Source organism: Streptomyces sp. NPDC051020, from assembly GCF_040683105.1.
Lineage (GTDB): Bacteria > Actinomycetota > Actinomycetes > Streptomycetales > Streptomycetaceae > Streptomyces.
In genome coordinates this window covers 23088-40398 of record NZ_JBFBCG010000018.1, presented here as the reverse complement: position 1 = coordinate 40398, position 17311 = coordinate 23088, and the positions used below count along the sequence as shown (strand labels likewise).

Sequence of the window (17311 nt, the reverse complement as noted above, 5' to 3'; positions counted from 1 at the left end):
TCCCTTCTGCTCCACCAGAGCAAGCCGAAGCTTTACCAGCCGAACCGACGGCAGCACCTCCACACCGCACAGCACCCCCGTTGGCAGGGACTCTCAAGCGTCCCTCGACGCATTCCCCAAGCTCTCGACTCCGCTCGAGCAGGGGAGACCCCATCCCGGAGGCACACCGTGAAGGAAATCCTGGACGCGATCCAATCGCAGACGGAATCAAAGGGCGGCTCCGCCGCGGGCACCGCCGCAGATTTCGCGGCCCTGTCCATCCCTGAGTCGTACCGCGCGGTGACCGTGCACAAGGACGAGACGGAGATGTTCGCCGGGCTCGCCACCCGCGACAAGGACCCTCGCAAGTCGCTGCACCTCGACGAGGTGCCGGTTCCGGAGCTCGGGCCCGGTGAGGCGCTGGTCGCCGTCATGGCCAGCTCGGTGAACTACAACTCCGTCTGGACCTCGATCTTCGAGCCGCTCTCCACCTTCGGGTTCCTGGAGCGCTACGGAAAGCTCAGCGAGCTGACCAAGCGCCACGACCTGCCGTACCACGTCATCGGCTCCGACCTGGCGGGCGTCGTCCTGCGCACCGGCCCCGGCGTCAACGCCTGGCACCCCGGTGACGAGGTCGTCGCGCACTGCCTCTCGGTCGAACTGGAGTCCTCGGACGGCCACAACGACACGATGCTCGACCCCGAGCAGCGGATCTGGGGCTTCGAGACCAACTTCGGCGGCCTCGCCGAGATCGCGCTCGTCAAGTCCAACCAGCTGATGCCGAAGCCGCAGCACCTCAGCTGGGAGGAGGCCGCGGCTCCGGGCCTGGTCAACTCCACCGCGTACCGCCAGCTCGTCTCGCGCAACGGCGCCGGCATGAAGCAGGGCGACAACGTACTGATCTGGGGCGCCAGCGGCGGACTCGGTTCATACGCCACGCAGTTCGCGCTGGCCGGTGGCGCCAACCCGATCTGTGTCGTCTCCAGCGAGCAGAAGGCGGACATCTGCCGGAAGATGGGCGCAGAGGCGATCATCGACCGCAACGCCGAGGGCTACACATTCTGGAAGGACGAGCACAACCAGGACCCGCGCGAGTGGAAGCGGTTCGGCAAGCGCATCCGTGAGCTGACCGGCGGCGAGGACGTCGACATCGTCTTCGAGCACCCGGGCCGCGAGACGTTCGGCGCCTCGGTGTACGTGACCCGCAAGGGCGGCACGATCGTCACCTGCGCCTCGACCTCGGGCTACAACCACGAGTACGACAACCGCTACCTGTGGATGTCGCTGAAGAAGATCGTGGGCTCGCACTTCGCCAACTACCGCGAGGCGTGGGAGGCCAACCGACTGGTCGCCAAAGGCAAGATCCACCCGACGCTGTCGAAGGTCTACTCCCTGGAGGAGACCGGCCAGGCCGCGTACGACGTGCACCGCAACCTGCACCAGGGCAAGGTCGGCGTCCTGGCGCTGGCCCCGCGCGAGGGCCTGGGCGTCCGCAACGAGGAGCTGCGCGAGCAGCACATCGACGCCATCAACCGCTTCAGGGATGCCTGACGTGGCCGGGCGCCAGAAGGACCGCCCGTGGCTCATGCGGACGTACGCCGGTCACTCGACCGCCGAGGCGTCCAACGAGCTCTACCGGCGCAACCTCGCCAAGGGCCAGACGGGTCTGTCGGTCGCCTTCGACCTGCCGACCCAGACGGGTTACGACCCCGACCACATCCTCGCCCGCGGCGAGGTCGGCCGGGTCGGCGTGCCCGTCTCGCACCTCGGCGACATGCGGCGGCTGTTCCAGGACATACCGCTGGAACAGATGAACACCTCGATGACGATCAACGCCACCGCGATGTGGCTGCTGGCCCTCTATCAGGTGGTCGCCGAGGAGCAGGGCGCCGACGCCACGAAGCTCCAGGGCACCACGCAGAACGACATCGTCAAGGAGTACCTCTCGCGCGGGACACATGTCTTCCCGCCCGGCCCCTCGCTGCGGCTGACCACCGACATGATCACGTACACGGTCAACCGCATCCCGAAGTGGAACCCGATCAACATCTGCAGCTACCACCTGCAGGAGGCGGGTGCCACTCCGGTCCAGGAGATCGCGTACGCCATGTCGACGGCCCTTGCGGTCCTGGACGCCGTGCGCGACTCGGGCCAGGTACCGGAGGAGAAGTTCGGCGATGTGGTCGCCCGCATCTCCTTCTTCGTGAACGCCGGCGTCCGCTTCATCGAGGAGATGTGCAAGATGCGTGCCTTCGGCCGCATCTGGGACCAGGTCACCCGCGAGCGGTACGGCATCACCGACGCCAAGCAGCGCCGGTTCCGCTACGGCGTCCAGGTCAACTCGCTCGGACTGACCGAGGCGCAGCCGGAGAACAACGTCCAGCGCATCGTCCTGGAGATGCTGGCCGTGACCCTCTCCAAGGACGCCCGCGCCCGGGCCGTGCAGTTGCCCGCCTGGAACGAGGCGCTGGGGCTCCCCCGGCCCTGGGACCAGCAGTGGTCGCTCCGCATCCAGCAGGTCCTCGCGCACGAGAGTGATCTGCTGGAGTACGAGGACATCTTCGCCGGATCGCATGTGATCGAGGCCAAGGTCGACTCCCTGGTCACCGAGTCCCTCGCGGAGATCGACCGGATCCAGCAGATGGGCGGCGCGATGGCGGCCGTCGAGTCCGGCTATCTGAAGTCGGAACTGGTCTCCTCGCACGCGCGGCGGCGGGCCCGGATCGAGGGCGGCGAGGAGAAGATCGTCGGCGTCAACATCTACGAGACGACCGAGCCGAACCCGCTCACGGCGGACCTCGACGGCGCGATCATGACGGTCGACCCCGCCAATGAGGCGAGGGTGATCGCGGCGCTCCACGACTGGCGCGACCACCGTGACGAGGCGCGCGCCTCCGAGGCCCTCGCGGCGCTGAAGAAGGCCGCGGCCGGCACCGAGAACTTGATGGAAGCGACCGTGGAGTGCGCCCGCGCGGGTGTCACCACCGGCGAGTGGTCGTGGGCGCTGCGCGATGTGTTCGGCGAGTTCCGGGCCCCGACGGGTGTCTCGTCCGCCCCGGTCGCCGTCACCGCGGAGGCCGGCACGCCGCTCGCTCTCGTACGGGAGAAGGTCGCTCGCACCGCCGAGGACCTCGGCGCCGGACGGCTGCGGCTGCTGGTCGGGAAGCCGGGCCTGGACGGGCACTCCAACGGCGCCGAGCAGATCGCCGTACGGGCCCGTGACGCCGGGTTCGAGGTCGTCTACCAGGGGATCAGGCTGACCCCCGAACAGATCGTCTCGGCGGCACTCGCCGAGGACGTGCACTGCGTCGGGCTGTCGATCCTGTCCGGCTCGCACGCCGCGCTGGTGCCGGACGTGCTGAACCGGCTGCGCGGGGCCGGCGCGAACGACATCCCGGTGATCGCGGGCGGGATCATTCCGCCCGCCGACGCCGCCGTGCTGATCGAGGCGGGTGTCGCGGCCGTTTTCACCCCGAAGGACTTCGGTATCACGGAGATCATCGGCCGTATCGTCGACGAGATCCGGAAAGCGAACAAGCTCGACCCTCTGGAGGTCCCCGCATGACCCAGCCCGCGCACCCGTCTCCCGCCACCACCCTTCCGGGGAGCGGCTCCGCCGCGCACTTCCCGAACCGCCTGCGTCCCCGCCGCTCGTGTCTGGCCGTGCCCGGCTCGAACCCGCGGTTCCTGGAGAAGGCCCAGGGCCTCCCCGCCGACCAGGTCTTCCTGGACCTCGAGGACGCCTGCGCTCCGCTCGCCAAGGAGGGCGCCCGGCACCACATCGTCGACGCGCTGAACAAGGGCGACTGGACGGGCAAGACCCGGGTCGTCCGCGTCAATGACTGGACGACGCACTGGACGTACCGCGATGTGATCACGGTCGTCGAGGGCGCGGGCCAGAACCTCGACTGCATCATGCTGCCGAAGGTGCAGGACGCCCAGCAGGTCGTCGCGCTCGACCTCCTGCTGACCCAGATCGAGAAGACGATGGGCTTCGAGGTCGGGAAGATCGGTATCGAGGCGCAGATCGAGAACGCCAAGGGCCTGGTGAACATCGACGACATCGCCGCCGCCTCGCCGCGCCTGGAGACGCTGATCTTCGGCCCGGCCGACTTCATGGCGTCGATCAACATGAAGACCCTGGTCGTCGGTCAGCAGCCGCCCGGCTACGGCGCGGACGCGTACCACTACATCCTGATGCGCATTCTGATGGCGGCCCGTACGCACGACCTCCAGGCGATCGACGGCCCCTTCCTGCAGATCCGTGACGTGGACGCGTACCGCGAGGTCGCAGGCCGTGCGGCGGCGCTGGGCTTCGACGGCAAGTGGGTGCTGCACCCCGGTCAGGTCGACGCGGCCAACGAGGTGTTCTCGCCCTCGCAGGAGGACTACGACCACGCGGAGCTGATCCTCGACGCATACGAGTGGTGCACCTCGGAAGAGGGCGGCAAGAAGGGTTCGGCGATGCTCGGCGACGAGATGATCGACGAGGCCAGCCGGAAGATGGCGCTCGTCATCGCGGGCAAGGGCCGCGCGGCCGGTATGCAGCGCACCTCCAAGTTCGAAGCGCCGGAGGCCTGATCATGCAGTTCGGACGTACCTATGAGGAATTCGAGGTCGGTGCGGTGTACAAGCACTGGCCCGGAAAGACGGTCACCGAGTACGACGACCATCTTTTCTGCCTACTGACCATGAATCATCACCCGCTGCACATGGACAGCAACTACGCGGAGAAGACGACCGATTTCGGCAAGAACGTTGTGGTCGGCAACTACATCTACTCGTTGCTGCTCGGCATGTCCGTGCCGGACGTCTCCGGAAAGGCGATCGCCAATCTGGAGGTCGAGTCGCTGAAGCATGTCGCGCCGACCTTCCACGGCGACACGATCTACGGCGAGACGACCGTTCTCGACAAGACTCCGTCAAAGTCCAAGAGCGACCGCGGAATCGTTCACGTGGAGACCAGGGGCTACAAGCAGGACGGGACGCTCGTCTGCGTGTTCCGCCGCAAGGTGATGGTCCCCACCGAGACGTACATCAAGGAGCGCGGAAGGGGGCACCTCCCAGGCCATTCAGGCCCTGGGGGAGAGCAGCCCGGCCGCCCGGAGCTGAACCAGCCTTCGCAGAAGAACGTGGAGAAGTAGCCATGACGCGACTCGCCCAGACCGCCGGCCTGACCGACATTCAACAGGAAATCCTCTCCACGGTCCGGGATTTCGTCGACAAGGAGATCATTCCTGTCGCGACCCAGCTGGAGCACCGCGACGAGTACCCGACGGAGATCGTCGAGGGGCTCAAGGAACTCGGTCTGTTCGGGCTGATGATTCCCGAGGAGTACGGGGGTCTGGGTGAGTCGCTTCTCACATACGCGCTCTGCGTGGAGGAAATCGCCCGCGGCTGGATGAGCGTCTCGGGAATCATCAACACGCACTTCATCGTGGCGTACATGCTCAAGCAGCACGGCACCCAGGAGCAGAAGGACACGTTCCTGCCCCGCATGGCGCAGGGCGAGGTCCGGGGCGCGTTCTCGATGTCCGAGCCGGCCCTGGGCTCCGACGTCTCCGCGATCACCTCCAAGGGCATCAGGGACGGCGACGGGTACGTCCTGAACGGCCAGAAGATGTGGCTGACGAACGGCGGCACGTCCTCGCTCGTCGCCGTACTGTGCCGGAGTGACGAAGGCCACCCCGAGGGAACGGCCCCGCACAAGTCGATGACGACCTTCCTGGTGGAGAAGGAACCGGGCTTCGGTGAGGTCCGGCCGGGGCTCACCATCCCCGGAAAGATCGACAAGATGGGCTACAAGGGCGTCGACACGACCGAACTCATCATGGACGGACTGCGCATTCCGGCCAATCGCGTACTCGGCGGCACCACCGGCCGCGGTTTTTACCACATGATGGACGGCGTCGAAGTCGGCCGGGTAAATGTGGCCGCGCGTGGTTGCGGTGTCGCGCAGCGTGCATTCGAACTTGGCGTTTCCTACGCTCAGCAACGCCACACCTTCGGAAAGCCGATCGCCCAGCACCAGGCCATCCAGTTCAAACTGGCCGAAATGGCCACCAAGGTCGAAGCCGCCCATGCGATGATGGTCAATGCAGCACGCAAAAAGGACTCCGGGGAACGAAACGACCTGGAGGCAGGGATGGCGAAGTACCTTGCCTCCGAGTACTGCAAGGAAGTCGTCGAGGACGCCTTCCGCATCCACGGCGGCTACGGCTTCTCCAAGGAGTACGAGATCGAGCGCCTCTACCGGGAGGCTCCGATGCTGTTGATCGGTGAAGGTACCGCCGAGATCCAGAAAATGATCATCGGGCGCCGACTCCTCGAGGAGTACCGATTCCAGGGCTGATTGTCCCCTTCGGGGCGATTTGGCCGCGAAGAAGATCACACCCAGTCAACCTTTGCCGGTGCCTTCAAGCCGTCCGACTCGGCTGCTGGCTTGCCCAGTTGCGGCCCGCAACCGATAACATCGCCGGAAAAGCCGCCGTCCCCCGTTGCCAGCGCGGCCTCATCCGCTACGAAGGTCATCCATGCCCGACAGCCAAACCTCTGCACCACGCGGCGGAGTCCGCCTTGCGCGCGGAGCTTCGCCGTGGCTCCTCCCGACCGTCGCCACCGCGGCCCTCAGCATCGCCCGGGCCCGCAGGTCCGGACGCTGGGCCGCGGTGGCCGTGCCCACCACCGCCCTGGCGGCGGGCATGCTGTGGTTCTTCCGCGACCCCGAGCGCGAGATCACCCAGGGCCGGGTCATCTCTCCTGCCGACGGTGTGGTGCAGAGCATCATGCCGTGGAAGGACGGACGCACCCGCGTCGCGATCTTCATGAGCCCGCTGAACGTCCATGTCAACCGTGCGCCGCTGGCCGGCACCGTGACGTCGGTCGAGCACATCCCCGGTGGGTTCGTTCCGGCGTTCAACAAGGAGAGCGAGAACAACGAGCGCGTTGTCTGGCACTTCGACACGGAGCTCGGCGACATCGAGATGGTGCAGATCGCGGGTGCGGTCGCCCGTCGCATCGTCCCGTACCTCCCGCAGGGCACGAAGGTCGAGCAGGGCGAGCGCATCGGTCTGATCCGCTTCGGCTCCCGAGTCGACATCTACCTTCCGGAGGGCGTCGAGGTCGCGGTCGAGGTCGGCCAGGCCACCACCGCGGGGGTGACTCGAATTGACCGTGATTGATCCCGACACGCAAGCCGGCTGGGTGCCCGAGAGCGAGTGCGAGGACGACGTCGAGGACATGCCGCTCTCACTGCGGCTGTCAATAGCGGACACCCTTACTCTCGGTAACGCCACGTGCGGTTTCATGGCGGTGTACTTCACCACCACGGGAATCCTCATCCCGCACCTCACGGGCAGCGACGAGAGCGGCATGGCCCGGCACTCCGCGGCCACCGCCGTGATCCTGATGCTCCTCGCCGCGGTCTTCGACCTCTTCGACGGGCTGGTGGCGCGCAAGCTCCGCTCCTCGCCGATGGGCGCGGAGCTGGACAACCTCTCGGACCTGATCAGCTTCGGACTGGCCCCGGCGTACTTCGTGCTCGTGTACGGCATGGTCGCGGACGACGCATACCAGCGGGTGTCGGCGCTCGCGGCGATCGTCGTCCTGCTGGCCGTAGTGCTGAGACTGGCCAGATTCTCCTGCGTGACCATGAAGGACGGCATGTTCCAGGGCATGCCGAGCCCCTTCGGAGCGCTCACGGTCGTCTCGATCGTGCTCCTGGAGCTGCCCTTCGTACCGACGCTCGTCGCGATCATCGGAGTGGCGTGGCTGATGGTCAGCCGGGTCGAGTACCCGAAGCCGCGGGGGGTCCTCGCGGTGGCGATGCTCAGCTGGATCGTTGCCGCGATGGGTCTGCTCGCCGCATGGGCGTTCGACGCCCCCAGCGGTCGCCTGCTCCTGCAGACCGGCTGCGCGCTGCAGGTGGTCCTGGGAGCGGTCATCCCGCTCTTCGCGACGGCGCGGCGGGTGAACACCTTCCGCGGCAACCGGCGCGAGGCCCGGGCGGCTCAGCTGCCCTAGCAATACAGAACAAGACATACGAGGGCCCGGGTGCTTCCTCAGCACCCGGGCCCTCGAGCATGTCCGGCCGGGGACCCGCTACGCGTCCTGCGCGCCGACCCAGCGGGCGGCGAGCAGGACGGCGATGTCGTCGGGGCGGTCGGGCTCCCGTCTCGCCTCTCTGATCACCAGGTCCGCCATGCCGGCGAGGGACGGAGCGTCGGCTGCCTCGATGATGCCGCGCAACCGCTCGACTCCGTCGTCGATATCGGCCCCCGCCTGCTCGACCAGTCCGTCGGTGTACAGCGCCAGGATCGCGCCCGGGGGCAGCCGCAGGCTGCTGACGGGGTAGGTGGCGTCGGGGGTGACGCCGAGCACCACCCCGCCGGGGAGTTCCAGGACCTCGGTCGTGCCGTCCGGGTGGCGCAGCAGGGGGTGCGGGTGCCCGGCCCGGACGAGCTGCGTCCGACCGGTGGCGAGGTCGAGGACGATGTAGCAGCAGCTGGCGATCTGGCCGGGGTCGAGGTCGATGAGCAGCCGGTTGGTGCCGCACATCACTTCCTGCGGGTCGTGCCCGCTGAGCGCGAAGGCGCGTACGGCGCTGCGCAGCTGGCCCATCGTCGCCGCGGCGGCGACACCGTGCCCCTGGACGTCCCCGATGACCAGGGCCAGCCCCCGGTCGGTCTCGATGACGTCGTACCAGTCGCCGCCGATGTCCATGCCCTGGGTGCCAGGGAGGTACCGCCCCGCGGTGTCGACCTGGTCGAGTACGGGCAGCCGTTGCGGCAGCAGGGCGTTCTGCAGGCCGCGGGCCACGGCCGACTCGGTGTCGTACCGCTGGGCTCGTTTGAGGGCGTGGGCGATGAGTCCGGCGAGCGCGGTGAGAACCGTGCGTTCCTCGGGGCTGAAGCCGCGTGGCTGGTCGAAGCCGAGGATGCAGGAGCCGACGGGCCGCCCGGAGGCGATGAGCGGCAGGAAGGCGCGGGCGCCGACGCTCGAGCCCAGGGGAATGTCGGGGTAGGCGGAGGCCAGGTGCTGCATGGATTCGAAGTAGATGGGGCGGCCGGAGGTGAGCGTCTCGACGCCGGGCAGATGGGCGTCGAGTGCGACGCCGTCGAAGCGGTTCAGGAAGCCGTGCGGGAAGCCGGTCTCCCAGGCCAGGTAGAGGTGGCGTTCACGCAGGAGGTAGATCGCCAGCTGCCTGCCGCCGAACGCGGGGAGCAGCTCCTGGGTGACCACCGCGGACACCTGGCGGGCGGTGACGGCCTCCGTCAGCGCGATCGCGAGGGCGACAGGACGGTACACCGCGGCCGCGACCTCCGTCGGGGAATCCAGGCCCTCGTGGCCTGCGACGGAGTCGCCCGGCGGGAAGGAGGGCTCTTCCGTGGCGGAAAGTGTGGCGGTCACGCCGTCGTGGCCCGGGTACAGGTACACCGCCAGCCAGTCCCGCTCAGTACGGCGCGCGAGGAAGTGCACGGGTTCGTGGGACAGCAGTGCGGCCCGGTGGTGGTCCTCATAGTCGGGACGCCCGAACCACGGCAGAGCCTCCCACAGGAGGCTTCCGACCAGCTCGGCCCGCTGCCGGCCGAGCAGCTTCTCCGCCAGCTGGTTGACGTACGTGATCCGTCCGAGCCGGTCGAGCGAGAAGATGCCGTGCGGGAGCCGGTCGGCGGCCTCGGCGATGACCGGTCCGGCCCCGAGGTCCACCAGGAATCCGGTCAGCGTCCCGGCCGCGCCGCTGCGCGGTGGCTGGGCCCAGCGGCTGGAGAGTTCCAGAAGGTTGGTCCGGCCGTCGGGGCCGCGCAATCGCATCCTGCGTACGACCGGTCCGCCCGCGCTCGCCGCCCGGCGGGCGAGGGTCCACAGTCCGTACACGTCCTCCGGTGCCAGCAGTGCCGTCAGGGCGTCGATGGTGCCCGGGAACCGCGCGGGCTCGGTGCCGAGGATCCCGCACAGCTCCGCGTCGGCGTCGACGGCACCGGTTTCGAGGTCCCAGTCGAAGTGTCCGATCCGTACCGGTGGCATGGTGACGGAGGGTAGCTGCACGGGGACCGGCTCGCCGTCCCATACGACCTTGGTGCCCCCGGCCGCCAGTCCGGCGAGCTCCGCGCCGAGCCGCTGGGCGATGTCGCGGAGCGCGCGCCGGTCGGCGTGCGAGACGGATTTGCCGGGGGTGGCCGGGCGCAGCACCACGAGGACGCCGAACTTCTCCCGGCCGCCCACGACGGGCACGTACAGCGAACCGAACGGGAACGGCATGCCAGCCATCAGCTGCGGGAACCGGCGCATGCCCTCGTCGACGTCAGCGAGGTGGACGGGCTTGCCCGAGCGGTACGCCTCGGCCACGGGAAAGGGCCGGTTCACATGCATGCGCCACCAGGGGTGGAAGAGCTGGGTCGGCAGCCCGGCGAGCACGGAGAGGCGCAGCAGCTCGGGGTAACCGGAGCGCAGATATACGCCACCGGCATACCCACCGGCGGACTCGATCGCGCTCACTGCGGCCTGCGCGAGCACCAGGGACAATTCGTCCGGCACCCCGCCGCCGCTCGCCCTCCCCGGCGCCGCCACCTTCACGGGCGGAGGGTACGGGGGCAGGCCGTACGAGGTCACACAGCCAGGATGCGCCCCGGCCGACCTGCGGCGCACCTCGGTGCCCCGAGCGGGAAGGATGCGCGAGGCGGGGGCCGCCGGACGGGTGGGACTCGAACCCACGGCCGACGGACTATGAGTCCATTGCGGACCTCGGCAACCCTTGTCGATCAACGCCGGTCGTCGTGCGCCCGCCAGGGATGACGGGACAACCCTTGGAGGAGCTCACAAAATGGGCGTGCGCTGCGGCCCTGGCGGCCCGGACGGGCAGGCTGCCGTCGCGCAGGCGGCGCCCGCCGCGTCCGTTGTCCACCGCGACAAGCTCGCTGAGGATGGACAGGGCGCTCTCGGCGAGGGACGCCCCGCCGAGATCGAGGCCCGCCGGGCCGGCCAGGCGGTCCAGTCCGGGAGTGTTGGTCAGGCGCCGCAGACGTTGCGCGTGGGTGGCCCGGCTGCCGAGCGCGGCGACGTACCCGGCCGGACCAGCCAGAGCCGCACGCAGGGCGCGGTCGTCGATGCGCGGGTCGTGGCTGAGTGCGACGACGGCATCGCATGCAACGAGTGGGTGGCGGGCGATCCAGTCGTCGGGCCAGGAACGGACGATGTCGGCGGTGGTGCCGATGAACGCTCCGGAGGCGACGTGCCCCGGCCGTGGGTCGAGGACGACGACCTTGCGGTGCAACGTTCTGGCCAGGGTGGCCAGGACTGCGGCGAGATCTGTGGCACCGACCAGCAGTAGCCGTGGTCGGCGCGTCAGTTCCTCGGTGAACGCGGCTCCTATGTCGGGTAGTTGGTCGACTGCGGCTGCTGTCGACCAACGCTGGGGCGGTCGCAGACCGACCCGCACCGCGAGCGGGCGGTCCTCGGCCAGGGCTGTGCTGATGGCGGAGTGGATCGGCTCGGGTGGTGCGGGCGTGATGAGGACACGCAGTTCGCCGGCGCAGGCCGGGGCGTCTTCCCAGGGCAGCAGGTCCTCCCCCGGGTTGACGGCGGTCATGTGGGGCGGGGCGCCTGCCAGGACGGCGCGGGCCTTGTCCAGGACGATGCCCTCGACGCAGCCGCCCGACAGCGAGCCGCGCCATGTGCCGTCGTCGGCGATGGCCATAGTGGCGCCCAGCGGTCGTGATCCGGGCCCGTCCCGGCCCACCAGGCGGGCCAGCACGACGGGCCGGCCCGCCTGGCGGTTGGTGTCGACGAAGGGCCAGACTTCGCGTAGCACGTTTGCCTCCCTGGTCAGGTGCTGGGCCCGGGCCGAGACGGCCGCGCTCGGGGTGCCGGCTGGTGCGGGCGGCTCACGATCCGGGCCGTTCTTCGAGTACGCGGTCGAGGCGGATGGGCAAGGATCGCTGGCGGAGGCCGGTTGCGTGCCAGACGGCGTTCGCGATCGCAGCGGCGGTGCCCACGGTGCCGATTTCACCGACGCCCTTGACTCCTGCCGGAATGTCGGGTTCGTAGTCGGGTACGAAGTCGGCTTCGATGTCGGGTACATCGGCGTGTGCGGCGATGTGGTAGCCGGCGAGGTCGGTGTTGATGTGGCGTCCTGTGGCCGCATCGCGCACGCCTTCTTCGTGCAGGGCCGTCGACAGCCCCATGATCATGCCGCCGACGAGCTGGCTGCGCGCGAGCAGTGGGTTGATCACGCGGCCCACGGCGAACATCCCTAGAAGCCGGCGTACCCGTACTTCGCCCGTTGCCGGATCCACGGTCACTTCGCAGAACACGGCGCTGTAGGCGTGCCGTTCCATGAGAGGCAGCTTGCCGAGCGCCTCGGTGGTGTCGTACGAGGCCGTCTGGGGCCGTGCGGCGTCGTCCAGTTGGGAGCGGAGCTTGGCTGCGGCCTCGGTGATCGCCCACGTCCAGGATGCGGTCCCCCGGGATCCGCTGGCGCCCCACGCGGGGCCGAGGTCGCTGTCGGCGATCAGCAGGCGTACCCGTTCGGAGGGTACGCACAGAGTTTCCGCCGCCACCGCGGTCAGCGCGGTGCGCGCGCCCTGGCCGATGTCGCTGGCGCCGACGGCCACGGTGAAGGTCCCGTCGGTCTCGGCGGTGATCGATGCCGACGAGGGCAGCGCCCCCGCGGAGAAGGACGTGGCTGCCAGCCCGGTGCCGACGAGGAGATGTCCTTCCCAGCGCGTTCGCGGCCGATGGTCGCGGGTGGCCCAGCTGAACCGGCGGGCACCCTCCATGAGGCAGGCGACGAGGTTGCGGCGGCTGAAGGGCAGGCCGGTGACAGGTCCGACGGCGGGTTCGTTGCGCAGCCGGAGTTCGAGGGGGTCCATGCCCAGGCGCTCCGCGACCTCGTCCATGGCGGATTCGAGGGCGAACGAGCCCGGAGTCGTGCCGGGTCCGCGCACCGAGTACGGCGGCAGGATGTCGATCGGAACAGCGGTGCGCCGGGTACGGATCGCCCGCGCCGCGTAGAGGGTGTTGGTGAGTTCGGTGCAGTTCTCGAGGTAGTCCGCGAGCTTGGAGATCTCGAAGGCCGCCGCGTGGTCGATGGCCCGCAGCCGGCCGTCGGGGTCCGCCCCGATCCGTACGCGCTGGTCGGTCGCCGGGCGCATCGAGACGATCTGGAACACCTGGGTGCGGGTCAGGGTGACGCGTACCGGCAGGTCGAACATCTTCGTGGCCATCACCGCGAGGACCAACTGGGGGCCGCACGTCCCCGACTTGGATCCGAAGCCGCCGCCCACGTGGAGGGACTGGACGCGCACCTCCTTCGGGTCCAGGTGGAACAGGGTGGCCACGGTCATGGCGACCAGGAAGGGTGCCTGGTTGGAGTCGACGATCTGCAGCCGCTCGCCGTCCCACCAGGCGGTCGCGGAGTGCGGCTCCATGGCGGCGCCGTGTTCCTCAGGGGTGACGTAGCGCTCGTCCACGACCACCGCGCTCGCGGCGAGTTCCGCGTCCACGTCGCCGACGGTGGCGTCCTCTCCGAAGTGCGATGTGGCCGGGCGGGCGGCGGGGTGGTCGGGCGAGAAGTCGACGTCGTGGGGTTCCTCGTCGTACGTGACCCGTAGTGCCATGGCCGCCGACCGGGCCTGCTCCGCCGACCTTGCGACCACCAGTGCGATCGGCCGGCCGGAGTGCGGGATCTCCTCGCTCTGCAGCAGGTGCATGCCGCCGTCGGGGCCGAAGAACGATCCCGCTTCCGGGTTGAGCCGGGGCGCGTTGCGGTGGTCGATCACGCCCAGTACGCCGGGCATGGGCAGCGCGGCGGAGGTGTCGAGTTCGCGGATGCGTCCGCGGGTCACCGTGGAAGTGACGACCCAGCCGTGCGCCAGGTCGCCCATCGGCTCGTCCGCGGCGTAACGCACCGCGCCGGTGACCTTGGCCGGTCCCTCCACCCGGGGCCGCGATGCGCCGATGGCTCCCAGCGGTGGTTCGTTGGTGTCGACCGATGGGGCGGGAGGTGTCGGGGAGAGGCTGGTCGAAGAAGCGTCGTCCATGTGGTGATCTCCTTCAGGACGTGTGACGGGACCGGTTCGTCACTCGGCCCGGTGGGCGAGCTCGGTCAGGACGGCGACGACGAGGTTGCGGGCCAGCGTGACCTTGTACGCGTTGTCACGCAGCGGCCGCGCGACGGTCAGTTCCGCGTCGGCGGCGGCTCGGAAGCGGTCGGGGGTGGCGGGGGCGTCCCTCAGAGCTGCCTCGGCGGCGTGGGCACGCCAGGGCCGGGAGGCGACGCCGCCGAGCGCGATCCGGGTACCTTGCACGACGCCCTCGTTGACGTCCAGCGCGGCTGCGACGGACACGTTGGCGAAGGCGTAGGAGGCGCGTTCGCGCACCTTGCGGTAGCGCGATCGCGGGCTCGCCGCGCCGGCCGGCAGGGTGATGGCGGTGATCAGGGCGCCGTGGGGCAGCGCCGTTTCCCGCTGCGGGCTCACACCGACCGGCAGGTAGAACTCGGACAGCGGGATCTCGTGGGTCCCGTCCAGAGTCTCGTAGTGCACGCGGGCGTCGAACGCGGCCAATGCCACGGTCATGTCAGAGGGATGGGTGGCCACACAGTGCTCGGACCAGTCGAGGACCGCGTGGTTGTGGTGCTCTCCGGTGATCGCGGCGCAGCCGCTGCCGGGGCTGCGCTTGTTGCACGGCTGGGAGAGGTCTGCGAAGTACCCGCACCGGGTGCGCTGCAGGAGGTTGCCGCCGACCGTCGCCATGTTGCGCAGCTGCCCCGACGCGCCCGCCAGCACTGCCTGGCTGAGCGCCGGGTACCGGCGGCGCACCTCGGGGTGAGCCGCCAGGTCGCTGTTGGTCGTCGTCGCACCGATGGTGAGGCCTCCGCCGGATGTCTCCCGGATGCCGTCCAGCGGCAGGCGGCGCACGTCCACGAGCCGCGTGGGTGTCTCGATGCCTTCCTTCATCAGGTCGACGAGATTGGTTCCGCCGCCCAGAAACCGGGCGCCGTCGTCGGCGACCAGGGTAAGAGCGTCACGTACGTGTGCGGGCCGCTGATAGGTGAACTCCTTCATCCCGTCGCCTCCGTTCGGGACGCGGTCTCCAACACGGCGCGGACGATGGACGGGTACGCACCGCAGCGGCACAGGTTGCCGCTCAGACGCTCGCGTACCTCCGCTGCGTCCAGCTCGGGTGCCGGTTCGTCAGGTGACACGTCGGAGGTGACCGCGCTGGGCCAGCCCGCCGCGTGCTCGGCCAGCATCCCGGCCGCGGAGCAGAGCTGCCCCGGTGTGCAGTACCCGCACTGGAATCCGTCGAGCTGGACGAACGCCTGCTGCAGCGGGTGCAGTTCACCGTCGGAGGCCAGCCCCTCGACCGTCGTGACGTCCGAGCCGTCGGTGGCGACCGCCAGCGTCAGGCAGGACACCACGCGCCGGCCGTCCAGCAGCACCGTGCAGGCGCCGCACTGCCCTCGGTCGCATCCCTTTTTCGGTCCTGTGTGACCGGTGCTCTCACGGAGCGCGTCGAGCAGCGTCCTGCGGTTGTCGCTCTTCAGACGATGCGTCAGACCATTGACGCAAAGAAGAATTTCGCTGTGGGTTTCGTCTGTCATTCCGCTCCTCCCTCCTCAACTCAACGAGCCGGCGAATTACAAACCCTGGGGGACGACTGAGATTCAATCAGGTCGCCTGCGCAACTTCTTTGCCCGATAGTCGCGAAGCCTTGCACAATGCTCTCCGCCGTCTCGCGGGGGCAGAAAGGAACGCTGGACCTGTCCTCGTCTTCGGTGTATCAATCGGTGCATGCTGCTGGATGAGCTCCGGACCCTGTTGGCGCGTCACGCCCGAGCCGACGCGACGACCGCCATCGAGGGCGTGCTGATCGGCCGCGAGGAGTCGCAGGCATCCCATGCGGCCATGAGCGGAACAGTCATGGCGCTGATCGCCCAGGGCACCAAACGTCTCGCGCTGGGCGAGTACGTGCACGAGTACGGCCCCGGCCAGTACCTGGTCGCATCGGTGGACCTGCCCGTCTCCGGTCACTTCGTCGGGGCCACGGCGGGCCGGCCGGCGCTGGGGCTCGGCCTGCTCCTGCAGCCTTCGGAGGTCGCCGAGATGATGTTGCGGGCCGCGCCCGGCAGTTTTCCGGCGAACGGCACCGCACCCCCGGCCATCGCCGTCAGCACCGCTTCCGACGAACTCCTCGACGCTGCCGTGCGCCTGGTGCGCCTGCTCGACCGCCCGCGGGACAGGGACATGCTCGCCCCCCTCGTCAAACGCGAGATCCTGTGGCGCCTCATCACGAGCGAGCAGGGGGCGACGGTCCGCCAGATCGGTCTCGCCGACAGCAAGCTCTCGCACATCGCCAGAGCCGTGCACTGGATCAGGGAAAACTACAGACAGCCGTTCCGGGTGGACGACGTGGCAGAGCTGATCGGAATGAGCACTTCCGCCTTCTACCGGAATTTCCAGGCCGTCACCGGAATGAGTCCGATTCAGTTCCAGAAGAAGATCAGACTTCATCAGGCTCGCCTTCTCCTTGCGGCACATCCAAAAGACATCGCGTACATCGGATACCGCGTCGGATACGACAGCCCGTCCCAGTTCAGCCGGGAGTACCGGCGCCTCTTCGGCGCGCCACCCAGTCAGGACGCGACGCGATTCGCGGCCGCCGGCGCAGGGAACTGACCGGCTCCCACACGCGGCCGGCGGGCGGAATACACCAGGGCGGGAGGCAGGTTGCGGTACACCGTCCTGCTGGTGACCACTTCTTCGAACGCCTGCCGCAGCTGTGCGAGCCGGCGGCGGCTCGGAGAGGCCCAGTTGGCCCAGGCGTAGGTGAACTGCGTGTACACACCGCTCTCGGACAGAACCGAGGCGATCTTCGGCACGAGAGCGCTGCCGTGCGGGCCGGTGAACGCCGACCAAGGAAGGCTGCTCACCACCACGTCCGCGGTGCGCAGCTCCCGCTCAGCCAGGATGCGAGGCAGTTCCCAGGCGGAGTCGGTGACTATCTCCGCGCGGGGGAAACGCCGAACCAGATGCGCGGCGAGCCGCTCATTCAGTTCGACCGCGATGTGACGGCCGCGGCCTGCCAGTTTGCGTTGGATCGCCTCGGTGGCAGGCCCGGTGCCCGGCCCGAGCTCCACCACCACGGGCTCGCCCCGCTCGGGCACGACAGCGACGAGCCGCTCGACCAGGCGGGCCGAACTCGGGATCAGGGAGGCCGTTTGGAACGGATTGCGCAGGAACTCGCGGGCGAAGAGCGCGGTTTCACTCATGCTGGGATCCTTGCGGTGCGATGGGGCCCGCGGGCGGACAGGTAATCTCATGCTCCGCGG

14 protein-coding genes are annotated in these 17311 nt (G+C 69.0%); 8 read left to right on the top strand and 6 right to left on the bottom strand.

What is annotated here, in order from left to right; genetic code table 11:
• Positions 1–168 precede the first annotated feature (168 nt).
• From ccrA to pssA, 7 genes are all read left to right on the top strand, one after another.
• The gene (gene ccrA / locus AB0N06_RS12510; protein WP_366134646.1) at positions 169–1530 is read left to right on the top strand and encodes a crotonyl-CoA carboxylase/reductase; all 1362 of its coding nucleotides are present in this window, start codon (positions 169–171) and stop codon (positions 1528–1530) included.
• A 1-nt stretch (position 1531) separates the two neighbouring features.
• Entirely contained in the window at positions 1532–3544 is a 2013-nt protein-coding gene (locus tag AB0N06_RS12505) for a protein meaA (protein WP_366134645.1), read from the top strand.
• Complete coding sequence (locus AB0N06_RS12500; RefSeq protein ID WP_366134644.1) at positions 3541–4560, top strand: CoA ester lyase; 1020 nt, start codon at positions 3541–3543, stop codon at positions 4558–4560. The genes AB0N06_RS12505 and AB0N06_RS12500 overlap by 4 nt, the downstream gene beginning before the upstream one ends.
• A 2-nt stretch (positions 4561–4562) precedes the next feature.
• Positions 4563–5123, top strand: coding sequence for a MaoC family dehydratase (locus tag AB0N06_RS12495; RefSeq protein WP_366134643.1), 561 nt, complete (start codon positions 4563–4565; stop codon positions 5121–5123).
• Between the two features lie 2 nt (positions 5124–5125).
• On the top strand, positions 5126–6331 hold the full coding sequence (locus AB0N06_RS12490) for an acyl-CoA dehydrogenase family protein (protein WP_366134642.1): 1206 nt from the start codon (positions 5126–5128) through the stop codon (positions 6329–6331).
• A gap of 181 nt (positions 6332–6512) precedes the next feature.
• Positions 6513–7160 (top strand): phosphatidylserine decarboxylase, encoded by a 648-nt coding sequence (locus AB0N06_RS12485; RefSeq protein WP_366134641.1) that lies wholly within the window; start codon positions 6513–6515, stop codon positions 7158–7160.
• Positions 7147–8001 (top strand): CDP-diacylglycerol--serine O-phosphatidyltransferase, encoded by an 855-nt coding sequence (pssA, locus tag AB0N06_RS12480; protein WP_366134640.1) that lies wholly within the window; start codon positions 7147–7149, stop codon positions 7999–8001. Before AB0N06_RS12485 ends, pssA begins: the two co-directional genes overlap by 14 nt.
• Before the next feature lie 78 nt (positions 8002–8079).
• Here pssA and AB0N06_RS12475 read toward each other — a convergent pair whose 3' ends face one another.
• The 5 genes from AB0N06_RS12475 to AB0N06_RS12455 form a co-directional block, all read right to left on the bottom strand.
• Positions 8080–10554 (bottom strand): SpoIIE family protein phosphatase, encoded by a 2475-nt coding sequence (locus tag AB0N06_RS12475; protein WP_366134639.1) that lies wholly within the window; start codon positions 10552–10554, stop codon positions 8080–8082.
• A gap of 148 nt (positions 10555–10702) precedes the next feature.
• Positions 10703–11788, bottom strand: coding sequence for an XdhC family protein (locus AB0N06_RS12470; RefSeq protein WP_366134638.1), 1086 nt, complete (start codon positions 11786–11788; stop codon positions 10703–10705).
• Between the two features lie 73 nt (positions 11789–11861).
• Positions 11862–14018, bottom strand: a complete 2157-nt coding sequence (locus tag AB0N06_RS12465) for a xanthine dehydrogenase family protein molybdopterin-binding subunit (RefSeq protein ID WP_366134637.1) — start codon at positions 14016–14018, stop codon at positions 11862–11864.
• A gap of 39 nt (positions 14019–14057) precedes the next feature.
• Positions 14058–15044, bottom strand: coding sequence for a xanthine dehydrogenase family protein subunit M (locus AB0N06_RS12460; protein WP_366134636.1), 987 nt, complete (start codon positions 15042–15044; stop codon positions 14058–14060).
• Positions 15041–15583, bottom strand: a complete 543-nt coding sequence (locus AB0N06_RS12455; RefSeq protein WP_366134635.1) for a 2Fe-2S iron-sulfur cluster-binding protein — start codon at positions 15581–15583, stop codon at positions 15041–15043. Before AB0N06_RS12455 ends, AB0N06_RS12460 begins: the two co-directional genes overlap by 4 nt.
• A gap of 190 nt (positions 15584–15773) precedes the next feature.
• Between AB0N06_RS12455 and AB0N06_RS12450 the strand changes: the two genes are divergently transcribed.
• Complete coding sequence (locus tag AB0N06_RS12450) at positions 15774–16658, top strand: AraC family transcriptional regulator (RefSeq protein ID WP_366134634.1); 885 nt, start codon at positions 15774–15776, stop codon at positions 16656–16658.
• Here the strand turns inward: AB0N06_RS12450 and AB0N06_RS12445 are convergent.
• On the bottom strand, positions 16616–17251 hold the full coding sequence (locus AB0N06_RS12445) for an SAM-dependent methyltransferase (RefSeq protein ID WP_366134633.1): 636 nt from the start codon (positions 17249–17251) through the stop codon (positions 16616–16618). The genes AB0N06_RS12450 and AB0N06_RS12445 overlap by 43 nt on opposite strands.
• Between the last annotated feature and the right edge of the window lie 60 nt (positions 17252–17311).

Bases quoted from the DNA above. Each gene is read 5' to 3' on its own strand.
- AB0N06_RS12500 (WP_366134644.1), top strand. From the start codon at position 3,541: ATGACCCAGCCCGCGCACCCGTCTCCCGCCACCACCCTTCCGGGGAGC.
- AB0N06_RS12495 (WP_366134643.1), top strand. From the start codon at position 4,563: ATGCAGTTCGGACGTACCTATGAGGAATTCGAGGTCGGTGCGGTGTAC.
- AB0N06_RS12490 (WP_366134642.1), top strand. From the start codon at position 5,126: ATGACGCGACTCGCCCAGACCGCCGGCCTGACCGACATTCAACAGGAA.
- AB0N06_RS12485 (WP_366134641.1), top strand. From the start codon at position 6,513: ATGCCCGACAGCCAAACCTCTGCACCACGCGGCGGAGTCCGCCTTGCG.
- AB0N06_RS12465 (WP_366134637.1), bottom strand. From the start codon at position 14,018: ATGGACGACGCTTCTTCGACCAGCCTCTCCCCGACACCTCCCGCCCCA.
- AB0N06_RS12460 (WP_366134636.1), bottom strand. From the start codon at position 15,044: ATGAAGGAGTTCACCTATCAGCGGCCCGCACACGTACGTGACGCTCTT.
- AB0N06_RS12455 (WP_366134635.1), bottom strand. From the start codon at position 15,583: ATGACAGACGAAACCCACAGCGAAATTCTTCTTTGCGTCAATGGTCTG.
- AB0N06_RS12450 (WP_366134634.1), top strand. From the start codon at position 15,774: ATGCTGCTGGATGAGCTCCGGACCCTGTTGGCGCGTCACGCCCGAGCC.
- AB0N06_RS12445 (WP_366134633.1), bottom strand. From the start codon at position 17,251: ATGAGTGAAACCGCGCTCTTCGCCCGCGAGTTCCTGCGCAATCCGTTC.